General features: G+C 53.3%; 20 protein-coding genes. 9 read left to right on the top strand and 11 right to left on the bottom strand.

The window, feature by feature from the left end; genetic code table 11:
• The first annotated feature begins 54 nt into the window (after positions 1–54).
• From ftsZ to secA, 4 genes are all read left to right on the top strand, one after another.
• A complete protein-coding gene (ftsZ, locus tag ACIP6T_RS15060) occupies positions 55–1,209 on the top strand; it encodes a cell division protein FtsZ (protein ID WP_008108602.1) in 1,155 nt (384 codons plus the stop codon).
• A 100-nt stretch (positions 1,210–1,309) separates the two neighbouring features.
• Positions 1,310–2,227, top strand: a complete 918-nt coding sequence (gene lpxC / locus ACIP6T_RS15055; RefSeq protein WP_097094933.1) for a UDP-3-O-acyl-N-acetylglucosamine deacetylase — start codon at positions 1,310–1,312, stop codon at positions 2,225–2,227.
• A 274-nt stretch (positions 2,228–2,501) separates the two neighbouring features.
• Positions 2,502–3,002, top strand: a complete 501-nt coding sequence (gene secM / locus ACIP6T_RS15050) for a secA translation cis-regulator SecM (RefSeq protein ID WP_320204463.1) — start codon at positions 2,502–2,504, stop codon at positions 3,000–3,002.
• Between the two features lie 77 nt (positions 3,003–3,079).
• On the top strand, positions 3,080–5,785 hold the full coding sequence (secA, locus tag ACIP6T_RS15045; protein WP_097094931.1) for a preprotein translocase subunit SecA: 2,706 nt from the start codon (positions 3,080–3,082) through the stop codon (positions 5,783–5,785).
• 42 nt (positions 5,786–5,827) lie between these two features.
• On the opposite strand, the gene ACIP6T_RS15040 is transcribed toward secA, so the two are convergent.
• Positions 5,828–6,223 carry a transcriptional regulator gene (locus ACIP6T_RS15040; protein ID WP_400457988.1) on the bottom strand — a complete coding sequence of 132 codons (396 nt, stop codon included), beginning with the start codon at positions 6,221–6,223 and terminating at the stop codon, positions 5,828–5,830.
• 186 nt (positions 6,224–6,409) lie between these two features.
• Here ACIP6T_RS15040 and mutT point away from each other — a divergent pair, with 186 nt between their 5' ends.
• Positions 6,410–6,805, top strand: a complete 396-nt coding sequence (mutT, locus tag ACIP6T_RS15035) for an 8-oxo-dGTP diphosphatase MutT (RefSeq protein WP_097094929.1) — start codon at positions 6,410–6,412, stop codon at positions 6,803–6,805.
• Between the two features lie 31 nt (positions 6,806–6,836).
• Here the strand turns inward: mutT and yacG are convergent, their stop codons facing one another.
• From yacG to coaE, 3 genes are read right to left on the bottom strand one after another with little or no spacing between them, the layout of a single operon-like run.
• Entirely contained in the window at positions 6,837–7,034 is a 198-nt protein-coding gene (yacG, locus tag ACIP6T_RS15030; RefSeq protein ID WP_097094928.1) for a DNA gyrase inhibitor YacG, read from the bottom strand.
• Positions 7,035–7,042: 8 nt separating this feature from the next.
• Positions 7,043–7,786: a cell division protein ZapD gene (gene zapD / locus ACIP6T_RS15025; RefSeq protein ID WP_097094927.1), complete on the bottom strand. Its 744-nt coding sequence runs from the start codon at positions 7,784–7,786 to the stop codon at positions 7,043–7,045.
• Positions 7,787–7,790: 4 nt separating this feature from the next.
• Positions 7,791–8,399, bottom strand: coding sequence for a dephospho-CoA kinase (coaE, locus tag ACIP6T_RS15020; protein ID WP_097097596.1), 609 nt, complete (start codon positions 8,397–8,399; stop codon positions 7,791–7,793).
• Between the two features lie 219 nt (positions 8,400–8,618).
• Here coaE and ACIP6T_RS15015 point away from each other — a divergent pair, with 219 nt between their 5' ends.
• Complete coding sequence (locus ACIP6T_RS15015; protein WP_345827266.1) at positions 8,619–9,659, top strand: GMP reductase; 1,041 nt, start codon at positions 8,619–8,621, stop codon at positions 9,657–9,659.
• A gap of 33 nt (positions 9,660–9,692) precedes the next feature.
• On the opposite strand, the gene hofC is transcribed toward ACIP6T_RS15015, so the two are convergent.
• From hofC to nadC, 4 genes are all read right to left on the bottom strand, one after another.
• Complete coding sequence (gene hofC, locus ACIP6T_RS15010) at positions 9,693–10,892, bottom strand: protein transport protein HofC (protein ID WP_400457987.1); 1,200 nt, start codon at positions 10,890–10,892, stop codon at positions 9,693–9,695.
• The gene (gene gspE / locus ACIP6T_RS15005; protein WP_400458196.1) at positions 10,885–12,273 is read right to left on the bottom strand and encodes a type II secretion system protein GspE; all 1,389 of its coding nucleotides are present in this window, start codon (positions 12,271–12,273) and stop codon (positions 10,885–10,887) included. Before gspE ends, hofC begins: the two co-directional genes overlap by 8 nt.
• The gene (gene ppdD, locus ACIP6T_RS15000; RefSeq protein ID WP_097094924.1) at positions 12,273–12,716 is read right to left on the bottom strand and encodes a prepilin peptidase-dependent pilin; all 444 of its coding nucleotides are present in this window, start codon (positions 12,714–12,716) and stop codon (positions 12,273–12,275) included. The genes gspE and ppdD overlap by 1 nt, the downstream gene beginning before the upstream one ends.
• Positions 12,717–12,895: 179 nt before the next feature.
• The gene (nadC, locus tag ACIP6T_RS14995; RefSeq protein ID WP_400457986.1) at positions 12,896–13,792 is read right to left on the bottom strand and encodes a carboxylating nicotinate-nucleotide diphosphorylase; all 897 of its coding nucleotides are present in this window, start codon (positions 13,790–13,792) and stop codon (positions 12,896–12,898) included.
• Positions 13,793–13,974: 182 nt separating this feature from the next.
• On the opposite strand from nadC, the gene ampD reads away from it, so the two are divergent.
• Both ampD and ampE read left to right on the top strand, forming a co-directional pair.
• Positions 13,975–14,526, top strand: coding sequence for a 1,6-anhydro-N-acetylmuramyl-L-alanine amidase AmpD (gene ampD / locus ACIP6T_RS14990; protein WP_400457985.1), 552 nt, complete (start codon positions 13,975–13,977; stop codon positions 14,524–14,526).
• A gap of 16 nt (positions 14,527–14,542) precedes the next feature.
• Positions 14,543–15,397 (top strand): beta-lactamase regulator AmpE, encoded by an 855-nt coding sequence (ampE, locus tag ACIP6T_RS14985; RefSeq protein ID WP_400457984.1) that lies wholly within the window; start codon positions 14,543–14,545, stop codon positions 15,395–15,397.
• Here the strand turns inward: ampE and ACIP6T_RS14980 are convergent.
• The 3 genes from ACIP6T_RS14980 to aroP form a co-directional block, all read right to left on the bottom strand.
• Positions 15,379–16,332, bottom strand: a complete 954-nt coding sequence (locus ACIP6T_RS14980) for a family 43 glycosylhydrolase (protein ID WP_097094920.1) — start codon at positions 16,330–16,332, stop codon at positions 15,379–15,381. The genes ampE and ACIP6T_RS14980 overlap by 19 nt on opposite strands.
• The gene (locus ACIP6T_RS14975) at positions 16,329–17,735 is read right to left on the bottom strand and encodes a glycoside-pentoside-hexuronide (GPH):cation symporter (protein ID WP_400457983.1); all 1,407 of its coding nucleotides are present in this window, start codon (positions 17,733–17,735) and stop codon (positions 16,329–16,331) included. Before ACIP6T_RS14975 ends, ACIP6T_RS14980 begins: the two co-directional genes overlap by 4 nt.
• A 162-nt stretch (positions 17,736–17,897) precedes the next feature.
• On the bottom strand, positions 17,898–19,253 hold the full coding sequence (aroP, locus tag ACIP6T_RS14970) for an aromatic amino acid transporter AroP (RefSeq protein ID WP_097094918.1): 1,356 nt from the start codon (positions 19,251–19,253) through the stop codon (positions 17,898–17,900).
• A gap of 513 nt (positions 19,254–19,766) precedes the next feature.
• On the opposite strand from aroP, the gene pdhR reads away from it, so the two are divergent.
• Entirely contained in the window at positions 19,767–20,531 is a 765-nt protein-coding gene (pdhR, locus tag ACIP6T_RS14965) for a pyruvate dehydrogenase complex transcriptional repressor PdhR (protein ID WP_097094917.1), read from the top strand.
• Positions 20,532–20,621: the final 90 nt, after the last annotated feature.

Raw genomic sequence — 20,621 nt, 5'->3', positions numbered from 1 at the left:
CATGCTGGCAATGTTTATGATCTCCAGGCGACAGGCACATAACGGAGAGAAATCATGTTTGAACCTATGGAATTAACCAATGACGCGGTGATTAAAGTCATCGGCGTCGGCGGTGGCGGCGGTAACGCCGTAGAGCACATGGTACGCGAGCGTATCGAAGGTGTGGAATTCTTCGCTGTGAACACCGACGCGCAAGCGTTGCGTAAGACAGCGGTCGGCCAGACGATCCAGATCGGGACCAATATCACTAAAGGTCTCGGTGCAGGTGCGAACCCAGAAGTGGGTCGTAACTCTGCAGAAGAGGATCGCGAAGCACTGCGTGCTGCGCTGGATGGTGCAGACATGGTGTTTATCGCAGCAGGCATGGGCGGCGGTACCGGTACGGGTGCTGCGCCAGTGGTCGCTGAAGTAGCCAAAGATTTGGGTATCCTGACTGTTGCAGTGGTAACGAAGCCATTCAACTTTGAAGGCAAAAAGCGTATGGCTTTTGCTGAGCAGGGTATCGCCGAGCTTTCGAAGCACGTCGATTCATTGATCACTATTCCAAACGACAAGCTGTTGAAAGTATTAGGCCGTGGTATTTCGCTGTTGGATGCGTTCGGCGCAGCTAACGATGTACTGAAAGGCGCTGTACAGGGTATTGCTGAGTTGATCACGCGCCCTGGCTTGATGAACGTTGACTTCGCAGACGTGCGTACCGTGATGTCAGAAATGGGTTACGCCATGATGGGTTCAGGCGTGGCATGCGGTGAAGATCGTGCGGAAGAAGCCGCTGAAATGGCGATTTCAAGCCCGCTGCTGGAAGATATCGATCTTTCTGGCGCGCGCGGCGTGCTGGTCAACATCACCGCTGGCTTCGATCTGCGTCTGGATGAGTTTGAAACCGTGGGTAACACCATTCGCGCTTTCGCGTCTGACAACGCTACCGTAGTAATTGGTACTTCTCTGGATCCAGAGATGAACGACGAACTGCGTGTCACCGTAGTTGCGACCGGTATTGGCATGGATAAGCGTCCAGAAATCACCCTGGTAACGAATAAGCCAGCCACACAGCCAGTGATGGATCATCGCTACCAGCAGCACGGCATGGCGCCGCTGCCGCAGGAGCAGAAACCTGCTGCTAAAGTGGTTAATGACCAGCCAGCCGCATCAAGCAAAGAACCTGATTATCTGGATATTCCAGCCTTCCTGCGTAAACAGGCTGACTAAGAATATCCCGAGAATTGGGATTCTCCGCTCTTTGTGCTAAAGTATTCCCCCGCCGGTAATTTATACTGGCGGTCGGAAGGTAATATTGCGAGATAATGCGATGATCAAACAAAGGACATTAAAACGTATTGTTCAGGCGACAGGTGTCGGTTTACATACCGGCAAGAAAGTCACGCTGACATTACGCCCTGCGTCGGCTAATACCGGGGTCATCTATCGTCGCACTGACTTGAATCCACCGGTTGATTTCCCGGCTGATGCAAAATATGTGCGCGACACCATGCTAAGTACGTGCCTGGTGAATGATGAAGGCGTGCGTATTTCAACAGTTGAACACCTGAACGCCGCACTGGCGGGTTTAGGCATCGACAACATTATTGTTGAAGTTGATGCACCGGAAATCCCGATTATGGATGGCAGTGCCGCACCTTTTGTCTATCTGCTGATGGATGCAGGCATTGAAGAGCTGAGCAGCGCGAAGAAATTTGTGCGTGTTAAGCAAACCGTGCGTGTGGAAGATGGCGATAAGTGGGCTGAGATCAAACCTTATAACGGGTTCTCACTCGACTTTACTATCGACTTTAAACATCCAGCGATTGACTCAAGTTCGCAGCGTTACCAGCTCAACTTCTCGGCTGAGAATTTCGTGCGTCAAATCAGCCGTGCGCGCACTTTTGGCTTTATGCGTGAAATCGAATATCTGCAGTCTAAAGGCCTGTGCCTGGGCGGTAGTTTAGATTGTGCGATTGGCCTTGATGATTTCCGCGTATTAAACGAAGACGGTTTGCGCTTTGAAGACGAGTTTGTTCGTCACAAAATGCTCGATGCGATCGGTGACCTGTTCATGTGCGGCCACAATGTTATTGGCGCATTTACCGCCTTTAAATCGGGCCATGCATTGAATAACAAGTTACTGCAAGCGGTTCTGGCGAAGCAGGAAGCTTGGGAATGGGCTACCTTCGAAGATGAAGCAGAACTGCCACTGGCATTCAAAGCACCTAATTTAGTTCTGGCGTAAGTCAGACGTAATGCGGCAGGTTTCGCTGACACCCTCTCCGGTCAGTGGAATCTGCCGTTTTTTATTGCCTCGCTTTTAATCCTGCAAAACCGATCTCATTTCACTGTCGTGACTGGCGAAACCCTGTACAAAAAAACGTGAATTCCGCCGAAGCCCCTTTAATCACTGGTGTCGAAGCGCAACATAAGTGCTATCATCTGGCGCTCATATAAGCCGGGTAACGCAGACTCACGCGAAGGCTTTATCCTTTTATTCAATGCATTGTGGACGGGTTGTGATCGGGATTTTCTCACGCTGGCGACAATTAGGCAGACGCTACTTCTGGCCTCATCTCCTATTAGGGATGGTGGCGGCCAGTTTGGGTTTGCCTGCCTGTGCGCAAAGTTCTGAGCCCACGGCGAACGATTCGCCGATCAGCAGCCTGTTTGTTGGCAATGTTGTCCATTTCGATCATCTGATTCGTCTGCAGGAAAGTGCGCGTCGACCAAGTTTTAACGTCGATTACTGGCATCAACATGCCATCCGCACAGTTATCAGACATCTTTCTTTTAGTATGACGCCGCCTGCTCAGGCGGAGGCCAATCAAGCTGTACCATTAGCGGCACAAAAACTGGCGTTGATTGGTTCGCTTCAGGCGCTACTGACATCACCTACGCAACCGCTTAATGCCGTTGAGCCACAGCTAGCACTGCGCCACCGTGAACCGCAAATCCACACTTCTGCTGACTGGCAGGCTGCTATCCATGGCATCCGCGCCGGACCTTTCATTGCCTAACTGCTAACGTTTTTTTCCACATCCTGTTTTAGATTTTGCAGTCCGTGAAGTCACGGCTGAAAAGAGAATAATTTATTATGTTAATCAAACTGTTAACTAAAGTATTTGGCAGCAGCAATGATCGTACTCTGCGTCGTATGCGCAAAGTGGTAGACATCATCAACAAGATGGAGCCGGATTTCGTTAAGCTCTCTGATGATGAACTGAAAGCAAAAACCGATCTGTTCCGTGAGCGCCTGAAAAAGGGCGAAAGCCTTGAAAGCCTGATTCCTGAGGCCTTCGCCACCGTGCGGGAAGCGAGTAAGCGTGTATTCGGCATGCGTCATTTTGACGTCCAGCTGATTGGCGGCATGGTGTTAAACGATCGCTGCATCGCTGAAATGCGCACCGGTGAAGGTAAAACCTTGACCGCGACCTTGCCTGCTTATCTGAACGCGCTAAGCGGTAAAGGTGTGCACGTGGTCACCGTCAACGACTATCTGGCGCAGCGCGACGCCGAAAATAACCGTGCACTGTTTGAGTTCCTTGGCCTGACCATCGGTATTAACCTGCCTAATATGCCAGCCGTAGCGAAGCGTGCAGCCTATGCGGCTGATATTACTTACGGTACGAACAATGAATACGGCTTCGACTATCTGCGCGATAACATGGCGTTCAGCCCTGAAGAGCGTGTTCAGCGCAAACTGCACTATGCGCTGGTGGATGAAGTTGACTCCATTCTGATCGATGAAGCGCGTACGCCGCTGATCATCTCTGGTCCAGCCGAAGACAGTTCTGAGCTGTATACCAAGGTAAACAAAATTATCCCGCATCTGATTCGTCAGGAAAAAGAAGATTCTGACACCTTCCAGGGTGAAGGCGATTTCTGGGTTGATGAGAAAGCGCGTCAGGCACACATGAGCGAGCGCGGCCTGGTTAAAGTTGAAGAGCTGCTGGTTAGCCAAAACATCATGGAAGAAGGTGAGTCTCTCTACTCTCCAACCAACATTATGTTAATGCACCACGTTACTGCGGCACTGCGTGCCCATGCGCTCTTTACCCGCGACGTGGATTATATCGTGAAAGATGGCGAAGTGGTCATCGTCGATGAACATACCGGTCGTACCATGCAAGGTCGTCGCTGGTCAGATGGTCTGCATCAGGCGGTTGAAGCGAAAGAAGGCGTGGAAATTCAAAATGAAAACCAGACGCTGGCCTCCATTACTTTCCAGAATTACTTCCGTATCTACGAGAAACTGGCCGGTATGACCGGTACCGCCGATACCGAAGCGTTTGAATTCAGCTCAATCTATAAGCTCGATACTATCGTGGTGCCAACTAACCGCCCGATGGTGCGTAAAGATATGGCCGACTTGGTTTATATGACCGAGAAAGAGAAGATCGACGCCATTATTGAAGACATTCGTAACTGCACGGCAAAAGGTCAGCCGGTATTGGTAGGTACAATTTCGATTGAAAAATCTGAAGTGGTTTCCAATGAGCTAACGCGCGCGGGCATCAAACACAGCGTACTGAATGCCAAGTTCCACGCCAGTGAAGCGGATATCGTGGCACAGGCAGGCCAGCCATCGGCAGTAACCATCGCCACCAACATGGCTGGTCGTGGTACCGATATCGTGCTGGGCGGTAGCTGGCAGGCTGAGCTTGCCGCCATGGACGAGCCGACTGAAGAGCAAATTGAGGCGATGAAAGCCGCCTGGAAACTGCGTCATGATGCAGTGCTGGCGGCGGGCGGCCTGCACATCATTGGTACTGAGCGTCACGAATCGCGTCGTATCGATAATCAGCTGCGTGGTCGTGCTGGTCGTCAGGGTGATGCCGGTTCTTCACGCTTCTACCTGTCGATGGAAGATGCCTTGATGCGTATCTTCGCTTCGGACCGCGTATCAAACATGATGCGTAAACTGGGTATGAAGCCAGGTGAAGCGATTGAGCATCCATGGGTCACCAAAGCAATTGCCAACGCTCAACGCAAAGTGGAAAGTCGCAACTTCGATATTCGTAAACAGCTGCTGGAATACGATGACGTCGCTAACGATCAGCGTCGTGCTATCTATAGCCAGCGTAACGAACTGCTGGATGTTTCTGATGTGTCTGAAACCATCAACAGCATCCGTGAAGATGTCTACAAAACCACTATCGATACGTACATTCCACCGCAGTCGCTGGAAGAAATGTGGGATGTGGCGGGACTGGAAGAGCGTCTGCGTAATGACTTCGATCTGAACCTGCCGATTGCCGAATGGTTGGATAAAGAGCCAGACCTTCATGAAGAGACGCTGCGCGAACGTATTATGAGTAACGCTGCCGAAAACTATGCTGCTAAAGAAGAAGTGGTTGGCGCTGAGATGATGCGTAACTTCGAGAAAGGCGTGATGTTGCAAACGCTGGATTCACTTTGGAAAGAGCATCTGGCGGCAATGGATTATCTGCGCCAGGGGATCCACCTGCGTGGTTATGCGCAGAAAGATCCCAAGCAGGAGTACAAACGTGAATCCTTCGCAATGTTTGCCGCCATGCTGGAGTCGCTGAAGTATGAAGTGATCAGCACCTTAAGCAAGGTGCAGGTACGCATGCCAGAAGAAGTAGAAGCGATGGAGCAGCAGCGTCGTGAAGAAGCTGAGCGTTTAGCACAGCAGCAGCAGTTGAGCCATGTTGATGATGCAACTGCAGCAGCCGAAGCCTTAGCGGCACAAGGGGGCGAACGCAAAGTAGGGCGTAATGACCTTTGCCCATGCGGTTCTGGCAAAAAATACAAACAGTGCCACGGACGTTTGGCCTGATAGAAAAAGGAGCCTCAGGGCTCCTTTTTCTTTGCTATCGCGTTATGAGAATCTCTGCGTAAAAGCGATCAGTTTCTCTTCGTTTAATCGTACGCCGTGGTAGGGCAGAGTAATAAGCAGCCCATCCGGCAAGCCAAAGCGCTTAAACAATGCTCTGCTTTGAAAGAGCAGCTGATGGTAATTATTATCACTGATGCTCGGATAGCTTTCATTCCATACAGTGGCAATGATCTGATGTTTAGAGGTGATGCGCAGCAACAGGCAGGAGAGAAAACGCTTTTGCGCTTCATTTAGCGGGATGATTTTATGGTCAGGCCACCAGGTTAAGGTGTTTTGCGTGCTGTCTAACGTCAACACATCGTGAAATGCCAAATGACGTAGAGCGTGGGGATGTTCAGGTCTGTTTTGCTCCAGCAGCGTTGTATCTTCGAATTCCATAGGTAATCGGGTTTAGCAGAAGAGAGAAGCAGCGAGTATTCCCAACATTCCCGGTCAGGATCATTACGACCTGTCTCAATACGCGAGTTTTGTGCGACACCAGACGCCACTTCCCCTTCGCGGGTTAACATCGCTTAGCATCTGATTTACACTTTGCGCTCACTTATTAAAAGCGGAATCCAGCTTATGAAACACCTGCAGGTTGCGGTGGGCATCATTCGCAATACAGATGGTCAAATCTTTCTGGCTCAGCGCGCGGCAAGCTCCTACATGGCTAATAAATGGGAGTTTCCTGGTGGAAAAATCGAACAAGATGAAACTGCTGAGCAGGCGTTAAAACGTGAATTAATGGAAGAAACCGGCATTGAAGTCACTGCGGCTACTGCGATTGGCCAGGCCGATCACAGTTATGACGATCTGCGCGTTACGCTGCATTTCTTCCTGGTAGAGGGTTGGAACGGTGAACCTTATGGACGAGAAGGGCAGCCACAACGCTGGGTTGAACAGCAGGATTTGGTTGCGGATGAATTTCCTCCGGCAAACCATGAGCTGATAGGTCGTCTAGTAGCCGGCGAGATTTAAGTTAAGGGGCTGCTGGCCCCTTACTTTTTTGTTACTGCTGCTCTTCGCTCCAGTCATCGCTGTCCGTCAGGTCACCGCTGCTGGGAATGCGTTTTTCTTCCGCAGCCCACTCACCTAAATCAATCAACTGGCAACGTTTACTGCAAAATGGCCGCCACGGGCTCAACTCATCCCAGATCACATCTCTGCGGCAATTAGGGCAAGGTACGGTAATAATCTCTTCCGGCATAACGTCCTCTAGCAACAAGCTAATTCAAAATTCAGTCGGGCTGGCACTTCTCCGCGTTCACTGTCTAGCGGTAGAAAACGAATCGCATAGCGGCTTTTATGGCCCGAGACTTGCGGGTACAAGGCATCTTCCAAGGTTAACTGCAGACGCAATAGGTCAGAGCCTTCGGCGTTGTCTTGATAAAACCCATTGAGGCTGGTTTGATGACGAAAAACGCCGGACTGACGAACCAAATCGAGGATCATCGTCAAACTGTTACGCAACGGATTCAATGACTCAAGCCAGCCATTAACCTGCACATCACGTACGGATTGTTCCTGATGCAGCCAGATATGCAGGCTCGGCAGATCAAAACTACAGCAGCCGCCGGGAATGCTTAGACGCTGCCGCACCAGCGCAATCAGGCGATCCTCGCGTAACTGTTGGCCCATACGAGGTGCCGCCATTAACTCGCTCGAAAATTGCTTCAGCTGCAGACGTAAGTTATCGACGCGCAGCTCGTCAACGCCGGGCACATCCAGCCAGGCGCGTAATTTCTGCTGCTGACGCTCAAGCTCTTTCAGCAGTTCAGTGCGCATATCACCGCGTTCAAAAATATCCAGTAGGTCGCTAAGGGTACGAAAAACGCCAAGTGCCGAGACCGATCCATCTACGGGTACGGTTTCATGCAGCTGGTCGATCAGATATTCGACGCGTAACCAGGTACGCATCTTCTCGTTTAGGGGGTGTTCAAAGAGAACAACTGTACTCATGATGTTAATCCTTTCCGGTTGCTGCCAGGCGTAAATAGCACTGATGGAGTTCAGCAACGCGCAGTAGAGCCTGTTCAGGCTTACCGCTGTTATCAATGATGTCATCCGCACAGGCGAGGCGCTGTTCACGGCTGGCCTGTGCGGCAAGAATATTCTTCGCCTGACTCAATGAAATGCCATCGCGCTGTTGTGTACGCTGCAACTGCGTCTCCGCATCCACATCAACAACTAATACCCGATCGGCCTGGTGCTGTAGGCCGTTTTCCACCAACAGCGGTACCACCCAAAGAACATAGGGTGAAGCGGCCAGTAACTTTAGCTGCTGCGTGCGGGCGTTAATAAGCGGATGGAGCAAATGATTGAGCCAGTTTTTTTCTTGCGGCTGCTGGAAAATAATTTCGCGCAGGCGAGCACGATAGAGTGTGCCTTCAGCCGTAAGGATGGCATCTCCGTGGCGTTGAACAATCGCCTTTAGCGCCGGCGTTCCAGGTTCAACCACTTCTCTGGCAATGACGTCAGCGTCAATGATATCAACGCCTAGCGCGGCGAAAGCATTGGCGATCGTGGTTTTACCACTGCCGATGCCACCGGTGAGCGCAACGGTATAAGGCATAGCGTTCTCGCAAAAATTTAAATCGTGAGCAGCCATTGACCGCAGCAAGATGAGAGCAGGATCACAATCATTTTTCTCAGCTAAATTTAAGGGATTGTAGCCTAAATAAAGTGAAATTCGCAGTCTTGTCGCGGAACGAATGGCGCGTATGATAACGACACTGGAGCCGTGAGTGCTACCCGAACTGCGGTTCGTCGTCACCAACCAGGACAATCAGCTATGCGTATTGAAGAAGATTTAAAACTGGGTTTCAAGGATGTGTTGATCCGCCCAAAACGCTCCACCCTGAAAAGTCGTTCTGAGGTTGAACTGGAACGCACCTTCACCTTTAAACATTCTGGCTTAAGCTGGAGTGGCATACCGATTATTGCCGCCAATATGGATACCGTTGGCACATTCACCATGGCTGAAGCTCTCGCCAGTTTTAACCTCCTCACCGCGGTGCACAAGCATTATAGCGTCGAGGCCTGGCAAGCGTTTGTGCAGCGTGTCCCGTCAACGGTGCTGAACTATGTGATGGTTTCCTCCGGTACATCAGAATCAGATTTCACAAAGTTGTCTGCGATTCTGGCGTTATCGCCGCAGCTTAATTTTATCTGTATTGATGTGGCCAATGGCTATTCTGAGCACTTCGTCCAATTTCTGCTGCGGGTACGTGAAAGCTTCCCAGGCAAGACTATCTGCGCAGGAAACGTGGTGACCGGCGAGATGGTAGAAGAGCTTATTTTGTCTGGTGCAGATATCGTTAAAGTCGGGATTGGCCCCGGCTCGGTATGCACCACGCGAGTGAAAACCGGTGTTGGCTATCCTCAGCTTTCCGCTGTTATTGAGTGCGCCGATGCTGCGCACGGCTTGGGTGGACAAATTGTCAGCGATGGCGGATGTTCGGTTCCTGGCGATATTGCCAAAGCGTTCGGTGGCGGTGCAGATTTCACCATGCTCGGCGGAATGCTTGCGGCGCACGACGAGTGTGAAGGCACCATCGTTGAGGATCAGGGCGAGAAGTTTATGTTGTTCTACGGCATGAGCTCCGAATCTGCGATGAAGCGCCATGTCGGCGGCGTGGCGCAATACCGTGCAGCTGAAGGTAAAACTGTGCGCTTGCCGTTGCGTGGCCCGGTTGAAGATACCGTAAAGGATATCCTCGGTGGTTTGCGTTCAGCCTGTACCTATGTGGGCGCAGAGCGTTTGAAAGAGCTGACTAAGCGCACCACCTTTATCCGCGTAGCAGAACAGGAAAACCGCGTGTTTACGCGTTAAGCAGAAATAGCGGGCGCGCACTGCGCGTGCCCGTTAACGAATCGCATCCCCTAAGCCAAATACCGGCAGATACATCGCAATGACTAGCGTGCCAACAATCCCGCCAATCACCACCATCATCATCGGTTCCAGCGAGGCAGCCAAAGCGTCTGCACGCGCCAGCGTTTGTGCTTCATGCCATTCTGCTAAACGCGCAAGCATCACATCCAGCGCACCTGCCTCCTCACCCACTCTAATCAGCTGTGCGCAAAGTGGCGTAAAGAGCAGATGTTGCTGAAGAGCCTGATAGAGCGGAGCACCCGCAGCAATGTGCTGTTGCAACTGAACAATCGCATCACGCCATAGACGAGACACCAGCGTAACCTCAACCGCCTGCAGGCTTTGCAGCAAGGTTAAACCTGATTGCTGCGTGAGTTGCAGGATGGCGTAAATCTGGCTGAGTTGTCCGCCGCGCCACAGCGGAGAGAGTAGCGGCATACGTAGCAGCCATTGATGCGTGCGCTTTTGCCAGGGCACTGAACGCCGATATATTTGCTGCGCAGTCCCCAGCACAGTCGCACATATCAGCGACAGCGGAAGTGCGGCTTGCTGCAACAGCGCCGATAGCGACATCACGGCGACGGTAAATGCGGGCAACGGTGCATCAAAGCTGGCATACACCGAGACAAACTCCGGCAGGACGAACAGCAGCATGCCGGCACTGACCGCGAGCGCCACCAATAAGATAAATAAGGGATAGCGCAGCGCCTTCACGACTTTTTGCCTTAGGTATTGTTGCTTACTCTGCTGCTGAGCCAGCTGGCGACAGCATTCGTCGAGTTGTCCTGTTAACTCACCCACTTGCATCAGCGCGGGAAACAGCGGCGGAAAGATTTGCGGCCACTCCTGCAGGGCCTGCGAGAAGGGTTCTCCCGCGATGACCCGCCGCTGTAATCCTTTCAGTAGTACCCGCCAACCGCTATGTGGATGGCCTTCCGCCAGCAGTATCAGGCTCTCTGCCAACGGTAAACCGGCTTTAAGGAGAGTGGCCAGCTGTCGTACCAGATCGATCTTCTGCTGCCACTTCCAGTCACGCGTGCGCCAGCATTTACCACGCTGCCAGCTCACCGGCAGCATACCGCGATCGGAGAGTTGATTAAGCAGCGCATCCTGGCTGACGCTAAGCGATTCCCCCTCCTGCAGCGCGCCCATCGTATCAAGTGCCTGCCAGCGGAAATGATAAAGATTAGCCATCGCCTAGCCCTACCACGCGCTGCATCTCTTCAAAGGAGGTTTCGCCTCGGCTCACCGCCTCCAGTCCTGCAGCCAGCAGCGTTTTCATTCCCTGCTCATTGGCTAGCGCCAGCAGATGCTCCAGCGGCATATCGGCCGAAATCGCATTTTGCAATTTGCTGGTAACGGGCAGTATTTCAAACAGCGCCAGCCGCCCGTAATAACCCGAAAAGCAGTGATCGCAACCGGGTGCTCGCCAGGTTTGCAGCGTGCCTGGCCAGAGTTCTGTGGGTAAATGAGCGATGGCTTGTCCTGGCTGACGACAATGCACGCACAGGCGTCTGACCAGCCGCTGCGCTACCACCAGTTGCAACGCGGGGCCCAGCAGATAACCGGGAATATCCATCTGCCGCAGGCGCGTGAGTGTTTCAGCGGTTGAGTTGGTATGCAGCGTGGAGAGCACCAGGTGGCCGGTTTGTGCTGCCTTGACGGCAATACTTGCGGTCTCGGCATCCCGGATTTCTCCTACCATAATCACATCAGGATCCTGGCGCAGCAGCGCGCGCAGCACACGATTAAAATCGAGTCCGCTACGCGGTTGTATCTGCGTTTGATTGATCCCCTCCAGCGGAATTTCGACTGGGTCTTCAACGCTGCATATATTTTTTTCGGGCACGTTAAGTGCGCTTAACCCGCTGTAGAGCGTGAAAGTTTTGCCGCTGCCGGTAGGGCCGGTAACCAATATCAACCCCTGAGGTTTTGCCAACGCGCTTTTCAGCAGCCGCAACTGTATGGCTGGCATGCCCAGTTTATCGAGCGTGATGGCGCTATTCTCACTTTGCAGTAGCCGCACCACGGCTTTTTCGCCGTGGCTAATCGGCAGCGTTGAGAGGCGGAAAGCCGCCAGTTTGCCATCCATCTCAAGGGTAAATTGCCCATCCTGCGGCAGACGTCTTTCGGCAATATCCAGTCCACCGAGGATTTTCAGGCGCGCCAGTATTGCAGCCGGCTGGGCTTCCGCGGGCTGCGGCAATTTGTGCAGCACACCATCAATGCGCAGGCGCACACGCAATCCATGCCGCTGCGGTTCGAAATGGACATCAGACGCACGGCGCTGAATGGCCTGGCGCAGTATTTGATCCACCGCGTTAATCGCCGATTCCGCATTGGCATGCTCGCGAGGGGCCGCATCGGGCTCAGGTTCGTGTAACAATTGCTCAATTCGCGCTGCAGGCCAGCACTCAATATCGACGTTGCATTGGCTAGCGAATCGCAGGGCCTCCAGCAGCAGCGGATCGGGTGTCTCAGCCACTGCCACGCGAAGTTGCGTGGCATCGTGATGCAAAATCACCGCCTGATAGCGTGCGCACAACGCTTGCAGTGCAGCATTAGCATTGTCCATCATTTGGCATCCTTGTCAGCAAAGCGGAACTGTTCGAGGCAGCTATCACGCAGGCTGCTGTTATCGCTGGTGCAGGTACGCTGCCAGCTTAAGGTGCCATCGGTGGCGTTCCAGTTTGGTGTCATTTCAACCGCCAGCCCGGTAAGACTCTCCTGCCCAGTAAGGGTTATCGTGCCATTAACCACGCTAAGCGTTGCCACATAGCGCGAACCCTTAGCCGCAGGAATACCGCGTTGTCCTGCCTGGCATTGGGCGGGGCCGCCACGCTCAATGGCACAGAGTTCTACCGCGGTTTTGTAGGGCACCATGGTTTGCAGCATGTCGGTGAGCGCTGCGCGTTGCAGATAATTTTGGTAGGCCGGTAAACCGATGGCGCTAAGAATGGCGACGATGCCAATCACAATCATTAGTTCGATGAGGGTAAAGCCGCGTTGTCTTTCCATGGTAAGGCTCCTTGTTGTGGAGCCGCTACGGTAGAAAAGGGGGAGCCAAAGCGGAAGTCAGGTTTGCGCGAGGTTGGAAAGCGACGCGCAAAGAATCGTCAGAATTGCAGGTGAGAAAGCAGAAATGTGGAAGTCATCACGCAAATCCGCCGCACGACTAAGGCGGCGGAGAGAGGAAATCACAACTCGCGGAAGCGCATCGATAGATCCAGCGCGTGCACATGTTTGGTCAGCGCACCAACCGAAACATAGTCGACACCCGTCTGCGCAATGTGCGGCAGGGTAGTTTCCGTCACATTACCGGAGACTTCGAGCAACGCGCGCTTATTGGTTAGCACCACCGCTGCGTGCATCATTTCAAGGCTGAAGTTATCCAGCATGATGATATCTGCACCTGCATCAATGGCATCCTGTAGCTCGGCGATGGATTCAACCTCAACTTCTACCGGCACATCGGGTGAAAGCCACAGCGCTTTTTCTACTGCGTTGCGCACCGAACCGCTGGCAATAATGTGGTTCTCTTTGATCAAAAAAGCATCCGACAAACCTAAACGATGATTATTACCGCCACCGCACAGCACCGCATATTTCAATGCCGTGCGCAGGCCAGGCAATGTTTTGCGCGTATCAAGCAGTTGGGTTTCGCTGCCTTGCAGCAGGGTGACATAGCGACTGACTTCGGTGGCAACGCCTGACAGCGTTTGCACGAAATTAAGTGCGGTACGTTCAGCCGTTAGAAGCAGGCGCGCCGGGCCGGTAAGCTCAAATAGCGGTTGATCGGCAACGAGGGCCTGGCCATCTTCAACTTGCCAATTTATCGTTACTTTGTTGCCCAGTTGAATAAACACTTCTTCCACCCAGCGTTTACCACAAAAAACACCGGGCTCACGTGTGATGACTTGTGCCACAGCCTGTTTCTCTGCGGGGAGCAGCAACGCGGTGATATCACGGTCGGCATCAATTTCACCCCCTAAATCCTCCTGAAGCGCGCGGGATACGGCTTCGGGGATGTCCTGTTCAATTCGTTTAATCAATGCCTGATGGCGTTGATCGGGATCGTAACGACGCGTTGCCATGGTTTTACCACTCTACAAGACGAAATTTCGTGCGCTCACCTTAGCGTGATTTATCATCTATTGCCAGTTATCACCAATGAAATGTTTAGTATCCTGAACTCACATGGGCGGGCGCATTAAGTCGCAAGCCCCAAGTCTGAAACATGTTATTCTCAGCCTGATTTTGCTTAGGATTTAACGGCATGAAACTGGAAGAGGGCTGGATTACCAGCGCACGCAAAGTACCTTCACCGCACTTTAATCAGCGTCCGAATGATGAAGTTCCCTCGCTGTTAGTGATTCACAACATCAGCTTGCCGCCGGGTGAATTTGGTGGGCCGTGGATCGATCGGCTGTTTACCGGCACGCTACCTGCCGATGCACATCCCTATTTTGCCGATATCGCCCATCTACGCGTGGCAGCGCACTGTTTGATTCGCCGCGATGGCGAGCTGGTGCAATATGTCTCTTTTGACCAGCGTGCGTGGCATGCTGGGGTGTCGCAGTTTGAAGGGCGCGAGGGCTGCAACGATTTTTCGATAGGCATCGAACTGGAGGGCACCGATACGTTGCCCTTTACCGACGCGCAATATGCCACCTTACAGCAGGTGACATCGTTGTTATTACAGCATTATCCGCTGACGCCCGCGCGCATCACCGGTCACAGCGATATAGCACCAGCGCGAAAAACGGATCCCGGTCCCGCTTTTGACTGGTTGCGCTATAGAGAGTCCATCAGGCAAAAGAATCCCTGAGACAGCAGGAGCAGGTATGACGTTGTTTAGCTTGTTATTAGTTTTAGGTTGGGAGCGCCTTTTTAAGTTAGGTGAACATTGGCAGCTGGATCATCGGCTTGAGGCTCTGTTCCGTGGACGCCAGCGCTTTTCGTTGTTGCGCACAGTCGTCATGACCGTCATCGCGATGCTGATTGTCTGGCTGGTGGTGTGGAGCCTAAAAGGTATTCTGTTTGGTGTGGCGCAATTGCTGTTCTGGATTGTCGTGGGGTTGCTGTGTATCGGTGCGGGCTCGGTACGCTTGCATTATCACCGCTATCTCAAGGCCGCGAGCCATGATGATGAAGCTGCGCACAAGGCGATGGCCGCTGAGCTGACGCTGATTCACGGCGTGCCGGTGGAGTGCAGTGAGCGTGAGTTCTTGCGTGAACTGCAGAATGCGCTGATTTGGATTAACTTCCGCTACTATCTTGCGCCGATGTTTTGGTTTGTGGTCGGTGGTCCTTATGGTCCGGTACTTCTGGTGGGTTATGCATTTCTGCGTGCCTGGCAGAGCTGGCTGGCAAGACATCATTCGCCGCTGGAACGCTCGCAGTCCGGGGTTGATCGCCTGCTGCACCTGCTTGACTGGGTTCCTGTGCGGCTGGCCGGCGTAGCTTACGCGCTCCTTGGACACGGCGAGCGCGCGCTGCCAGCCTGGTTTGCCGCCTTGGGCGATCTGCATCGCCCACAGTATCAGGTGCTGACCAGCCTGGCGCAGTTCTCACTGGCGCGCGATCCGCATATGGATAAGGTGGAAACGCCACGTATTGCGGTGGCGTTGGCAAAACGCATTTCCTTAGTGCTGGTGGTGGTGGTGGCGCTGTTGACCATTTACGGCACGCTGGTGTGATCGGCCGGCGGCACACCGAAATCGGGTGTGCCGTCTTCGCGCCAATGGAAGTATTTCAATCGCGTATGACGATTTGGATCCCACAGCGGATCGCCTTCAATTTCGGTGTAATTACGTGCGTGATACACCAGCACATCTCTTCCTGCTTCATCCACCGTAAAGCTGTTATGCCCCGGCCCGTATTGTTGATTATCCCAACTGGTAGCAAATACCGGCCGCGCCGATTTGCGCCAGGCGCTGAGGTTGAGCGGATCGGCCAATATATCGATGCTTAAAATGCCCAGGCAGTAATTTTCATCGGTCGCACTGGCGGAATAGGTGACAAACAGCTTATCGCCGTGCTGAATCACCGCCGGTCCTTCATTGACGCTAAATCCCGCGCACTCCCACTCATATTCAGGACGGCTCAGCATCACAGGCGCACTTTTCAACGTCCACGGATTGAGTAACTCGGCGAGATAGAGATTAGAGTTGCCGGGAATGGCCGGATCTTTCTGCGCCCAGAGATACCAGTGTTTACCCTGGTGTGCGAAGTAGGTGGCATCCAGAGCGAAGGAGTCAATGGGCGTATGTACGCGGCGGCAGGGCTGCCAGTTGCCACTGAGCGGATCGGCATCATTGCACACCAGCGCATACATGCGGTGCTGGAACAGACCGTCCTTGATCTCACGCGTGGGCGCCGCAGCAAAATAGATTACCCATTGCCCATTAATGTGATGCAGCTCCGGTGCCCAAATCAACGCGCTGAACGGACCGGTATCCGGTTTATGCCATACGGTAACGGCTTGCGCATCAATGAGGCCAGCCAGCGTGGGCGCAAAGCGAATCTCCAGCCGGTCATACTCTGGCACCGAGGCGATAAAATAGTAGCCATCCGCATGGCGCAGAATAAAGGGATCGGCGCGTTGGGTAATAAAAGGGTTGGGCCAGCTCATTTGATCTCTCCAGGTTGCGAAGTCGCTGAGGACACGACAGGGGATAGGTGAGGTGAATGGGCACGGCGTAGCGCCAGATCGGCCTGGATGGTACGCATCAGTTGGCGATCCACTTTCATCAGGCGCACCACGCCAGCGGTAATCAGATAACCCACGCCCGGAATCATGGTAAACAGCAGCATAATGCCGTTAATGGCGCTGGGCGCTTGCTGTTTGGCACCGGCATCGTAGCCATAAATCGACAGCAGGAAACCAACCATCGCACCCGCCACCGCCAGCCCGACTTTAAGGAAGAACAGATTGCCGGAGAAGCTCATCCCGGTGATGCGTTTGCCGGTTTTCCATTCACCGTAATCATCCACGTCGGCCATCAGCGACCAGTGCAGCGGTGATGGAATCTGATGCAGGATATTCAGCAGGAAATAGGCGATGACCACCGCCGCGGTGGCGTGCGGATCGATCCAGTAGAAACCGCAGGAGAACAGCGCCAGCGCAATATTGGTCCAGAAAAACACTTTCAGCTTGCACCAGCGATCGGTAAGGATTTTCGCCAACGTGCTGCCGAACATCATGCCAATAACACCAAGACTGATAAACAGCGTGGCGAAGTGCGTCGACTGCCCCATCACCCAGGTAACGTAATACATGGTGGCAGCCATGCGAATAAAGCCAGGGCAAACGTTGCAGAAGGTCAGCAGCAAAATACGCACCCACTGATCGTTTTTCCAGACATCGCGCAGGTCCTGTTTCAAATCATCGTTGCTTGGCGCCGCAGGCCGAATGCGTTCACGCACGGTAGCAAAGCAGAACAGGAACATCGCCAGGCCAATCAGCGCCAGCACGCTCATCGCCAACTGATAGCCACGCGCTTTGTTGTCGCCGCCAAACCATTCGGCCATCGGCAGCAGCGAAAGCGAAAGAATAAGCGTGGCGACGCCCACCATCACAAAGCGATACGACTGGCACGACACGCGTTCGCCGGGATCGTTGGTAATCACACCGCCCAGCGAGCAGTAAGGAATATTGATGGCGGTATAGGTCAGCGACATGAGGAAGTAGGTGACAAATGCCCAGATAACTTTGTTGTCATAGCTCCAGTCCGGCGTGGTAAACATCAAGACGCTGAACAGCACGTAAGGCACGGAAATCCACAGCAGCCACGGGCGGAAACGGCCCCAGCGGCTTTGCGTGCGGTCAGCAATCGCGCCCATGATCGGATCGGTGACGGCATCCAGTACGCGCACCGAAAGCAACAGCGTGCCGACCAGCGCCGGCGCTAATCCAAACACATCAGTGTAGAAATAGTTGAGGAATAACATGATAGCACCGCCAATCATGTTGCATCCGGCATCACCCATGCCATACCCCAGTTTCTCCCGGAACGAGAGGGCTGCTCCTTTCATTGATCGTCTCCAGCGACAAGATGAGCAGGAATTATCTGTGCTAAATCAGTAATCTGCTGGGGAGCAAATGGTTAGGTAGATGGACAAAACGCGCGGGCGGGGAAAAGTGTGAGCCAGATCGGTGGAACTGCCCGGCAGCGGCGTGCCGGGCAGAGAGAAACATTAAGCTTTTTGCAGTTTGTTTTTGATGGTGTAGCCGATACCCAGGATCACCAGCCAGACCGGAATCAGCCATACCGAAATCGCCATGCCAGGCGTCATCAGCATAATCACCAGAACGCCCGCGAGGAAGATCAGGCAAACCCAGTTACCCAGCGGATACAGCACCGCTTTAAAGCGCGTGGTGACACCCTGCTGATCTTTCTTCTTACGGAATTTCAGGTGCGCAAGGCTGATCATCGCCCAGTTGATTACCAGCGCAGATACCACCAGCGCCATCAGCAAGCCGAAGGCTTCGCCAGGCATCAGATAGTTAATCAGTACGCAGAGGGCCGTCGCGACGGCAGAGACCAGAATCGTTGCCACCGGCACGCCGCGACTATCTACTTTCAGCAATGCTTTAGGCGCGTTGCCCTGCTGTGCCAGACCGAACAGCATGCGGCTGTTGCAGTAAACACAGCTGTTATAGACCGACAGCGCCGCCGTCAGGATCACCACGTTTAGCGCATTCGCCACAAAGGCATCGCCCAGCTCATGGAAAATCAGTACGAACGGGCTGGTATCGGCGGTTACGCGCGTCCACGGCAGCAGTGACAGCAGCACGGCCAGTGAGCCGATATAGAAAATCAGGATACGCCACAGCACCTGGTTCGTGGCTTTGGGAATGCTCTCTTCTGGATTGTCGGCTTCGGCGGCGGTGATGCCCACCAGCTCAAGGCCGCCAAACGAAAACATAATGATCGCCATCATCATGACCAGTCCGGTCATGCCGTGCGGCAGGAAGCCACCCTGATTCCATAGGTTGCTTACGCTGGCCTGCGGGCCGCCGTTGCCGCTGAACAGCAGCCAACCGCCAAACAGAATCATGCCGATAACGGCGACGACTTTAATAATGGCGAACCAGAACTCCATCTCACCAAAGACTTTTACGTTAGTCAGGTTGATGGCGTTGATCAGCACAAAGAAGATGGCAGCCGTGGCCCAGGTGGGGAAGTCTGGCCACCAGAACTGCACGTATTTGCCGACGGCGGTCAATTCAGCCATGGCAACCAGCACGTACAGCACCCAGTAGTTCCAGCCTGAGGCGAAACCGGCGAAGTTGCCCCAGTATTTGTAGGCGAAGTGACTGAAGCTACCGGCAACCGGCTCTTCAACGACCATCTCACCCAGTTGGCGCATAATCAGAAAGGCAATAAAACCGGCAATCGCGTAGCCGAGAATAACGGCAGGACCGGCCGATTTAATCACTGATGCGCTGCCCAGAAACAGGCCAGTACCTACGGCTCCGCCCAGCGCAATCAGCTGAATATGGCGATTCTTTAAGCCGCGATGCAGCGTGTCGCCATGCTGTTGTTCCATACAAACCTCGTGATGTTGTTATTGTGCACCTGCAGTGCGCGCACTGTAAGGCTGTTTATCCTAATGTACTCTTTTCTTTACGGTATCTGGCGTGCTGTGTGCATGCGTGAGCTACCAAGGCGTCCAGAATAGTGATAAGCGCGCCGCTTTGCACCTGCTTTTGCTTTTTGTGCTGAGAGATGACTGAAAAAGCAGCAGCATCCTCTGGGCACTGCGCAAATTATTTCTGCCACGAACCTGGCGAAAACACGAATAGCTTTCCCTTATATCTCAGCCATGATGAAGGTGCTAACTCAGTGTAAGGTTTGGTAAAAGTGCAATTTATTAACATTTACCTCACCTAGGAAATTTCTTGCTTTATGCCGGTAAGTTAGCGCATTCCCACAGCATTCTTCCCCTGAAGTGTGACCGCGACCATATAGACACAAGGTGAATACTTTGTTACTTTACGGGCACTATTTTTCAATTGGTATTACCAATTTACTCCGGACGTTTGGCTCATAAGAAGGGAAGATGGCTTACAGTAAAATTCGCCAACCCAAGCTCTCCGATGCGATTGAGCAGCAGCTGGAATCCCTGATTATGGAAGGGACGCTCCAGCCGGGTGAAAAACTGCTCCCCGAGCGCGAACTGGCGAAACAGTTTGATGTCTCACGTCCATCCTTGCGCGAAGCGATTCAGAGCCTGGAAGCCAAAGGCCTGCTGATGCGCCGTCAGGGCGGTGGCACCTTCGTCCAGAAAAATCTCTGGCAAAGCCTGAGCGACCCGCTGGTCGGTCTGCTTGCCGAACATCCAGAATCTCAGTTTGACCTGCTGGAAACCCGCCATGCGCTGGAAGGTGTTGCTGCCTACTACGCGGCGCTACGGGGTACCGATGAAGATCTGCAGCGCATCCGCGACTGCCATGTTCATATTCAGCAGGCACAGGACAGCGGCGATCTCGACGCCGAAGCTGATGCGGTGATGAAGTATCAGATCGCTGTCACAGAAGCAGCCCATAATGTGGTGCTTCTGCATTTGCTGCGTTCCATGGGCCCTATGCTGGAACAAAACGTCCGCCAGAATTTTGAATTGCTCTACGCTCGCCGGGAAATGCTGGCGAAAGTGAGCGGTCACCGCGCCAGTATTTACGAGGCGATTGTGGCTCGTGAGCCAGAACAAGCACGCGAGGCCTCTCATCGTCACCTGGCGTTCATTGAGGAAATCTTGCTGGATAGAAGTCGGGAGCAGAGTCGTCGTGAACGCTCCCTGCGTCGTTTACAGCAACGTAAGGAATAACGCACGGCAACGAACGTGCGGAAAACACGACGGGCCTGTCTTCTTGTGCTGTGAACCAGAAGCAAAGCACAAGCAGACAGGCTCCTGATA

The sequence above is a fragment of the Pantoea sp. NPDC088449 genome (assembly GCF_044753225.1).
Classification (GTDB): domain Bacteria; phylum Pseudomonadota; class Gammaproteobacteria; order Enterobacterales; family Enterobacteriaceae; genus Pantoea; species Pantoea floridensis.
This window is presented reverse-complemented; position numbering and strand designations above follow the sequence as displayed.

What these genes read in the sequence shown, in the direction of transcription:
- ftsZ (WP_008108602.1), top strand. Translation starts at nt 55, where the DNA reads ATGTTTGAACCTATGGAATTAACCAATGACGCGGTGATTAAAGTCATC.
- lpxC (WP_097094933.1), top strand. Translation starts at nt 1,310, where the DNA reads ATGATCAAACAAAGGACATTAAAACGTATTGTTCAGGCGACAGGTGTC.
- secA (WP_097094931.1), top strand. Translation starts at nt 3,080, where the DNA reads ATGTTAATCAAACTGTTAACTAAAGTATTTGGCAGCAGCAATGATCGT.
- ACIP6T_RS15040 (WP_400457988.1), bottom strand. Translation starts at nt 6,223, where the DNA reads ATGGAATTCGAAGATACAACGCTGCTGGAGCAAAACAGACCTGAACAT.
- mutT (WP_097094929.1), top strand. Translation starts at nt 6,410, where the DNA reads ATGAAACACCTGCAGGTTGCGGTGGGCATCATTCGCAATACAGATGGT.
- yacG (WP_097094928.1), bottom strand. Translation starts at nt 7,034, where the DNA reads ATGCCGGAAGAGATTATTACCGTACCTTGCCCTAATTGCCGCAGAGAT.
- zapD (WP_097094927.1), bottom strand. Translation starts at nt 7,786, where the DNA reads ATGAGTACAGTTGTTCTCTTTGAACACCCCCTAAACGAGAAGATGCGT.
- coaE (WP_097097596.1), bottom strand. Translation starts at nt 8,399, where the DNA reads ATGCCTTATACCGTTGCGCTCACCGGTGGCATCGGCAGTGGTAAAACC.
- ACIP6T_RS15015 (WP_345827266.1), top strand. Translation starts at nt 8,619, where the DNA reads ATGCGTATTGAAGAAGATTTAAAACTGGGTTTCAAGGATGTGTTGATC.
- hofC (WP_400457987.1), bottom strand. Translation starts at nt 10,892, where the DNA reads ATGGCTAATCTTTATCATTTCCGCTGGCAGGCACTTGATACGATGGGC.
- gspE (WP_400458196.1), bottom strand. Translation starts at nt 12,273, where the DNA reads ATGGACAATGCTAATGCTGCACTGCAAGCGTTGTGCGCACGCTATCAG.
- ppdD (WP_097094924.1), bottom strand. Translation starts at nt 12,716, where the DNA reads ATGGAAAGACAACGCGGCTTTACCCTCATCGAACTAATGATTGTGATT.
- nadC (WP_400457986.1), bottom strand. Translation starts at nt 13,792, where the DNA reads ATGGCAACGCGTCGTTACGATCCCGATCAACGCCATCAGGCATTGATT.
- ampD (WP_400457985.1), top strand. Translation starts at nt 13,975, where the DNA reads ATGAAACTGGAAGAGGGCTGGATTACCAGCGCACGCAAAGTACCTTCA.
- ampE (WP_400457984.1), top strand. Translation starts at nt 14,543, where the DNA reads ATGACGTTGTTTAGCTTGTTATTAGTTTTAGGTTGGGAGCGCCTTTTT.
- ACIP6T_RS14980 (WP_097094920.1), bottom strand. Translation starts at nt 16,332, where the DNA reads ATGAGCTGGCCCAACCCTTTTATTACCCAACGCGCCGATCCCTTTATT.
- ACIP6T_RS14975 (WP_400457983.1), bottom strand. Translation starts at nt 17,735, where the DNA reads ATGAAAGGAGCAGCCCTCTCGTTCCGGGAGAAACTGGGGTATGGCATG.
- aroP (WP_097094918.1), bottom strand. Translation starts at nt 19,253, where the DNA reads ATGGAACAACAGCATGGCGACACGCTGCATCGCGGCTTAAAGAATCGC.
- pdhR (WP_097094917.1), top strand. Translation starts at nt 19,767, where the DNA reads ATGGCTTACAGTAAAATTCGCCAACCCAAGCTCTCCGATGCGATTGAG.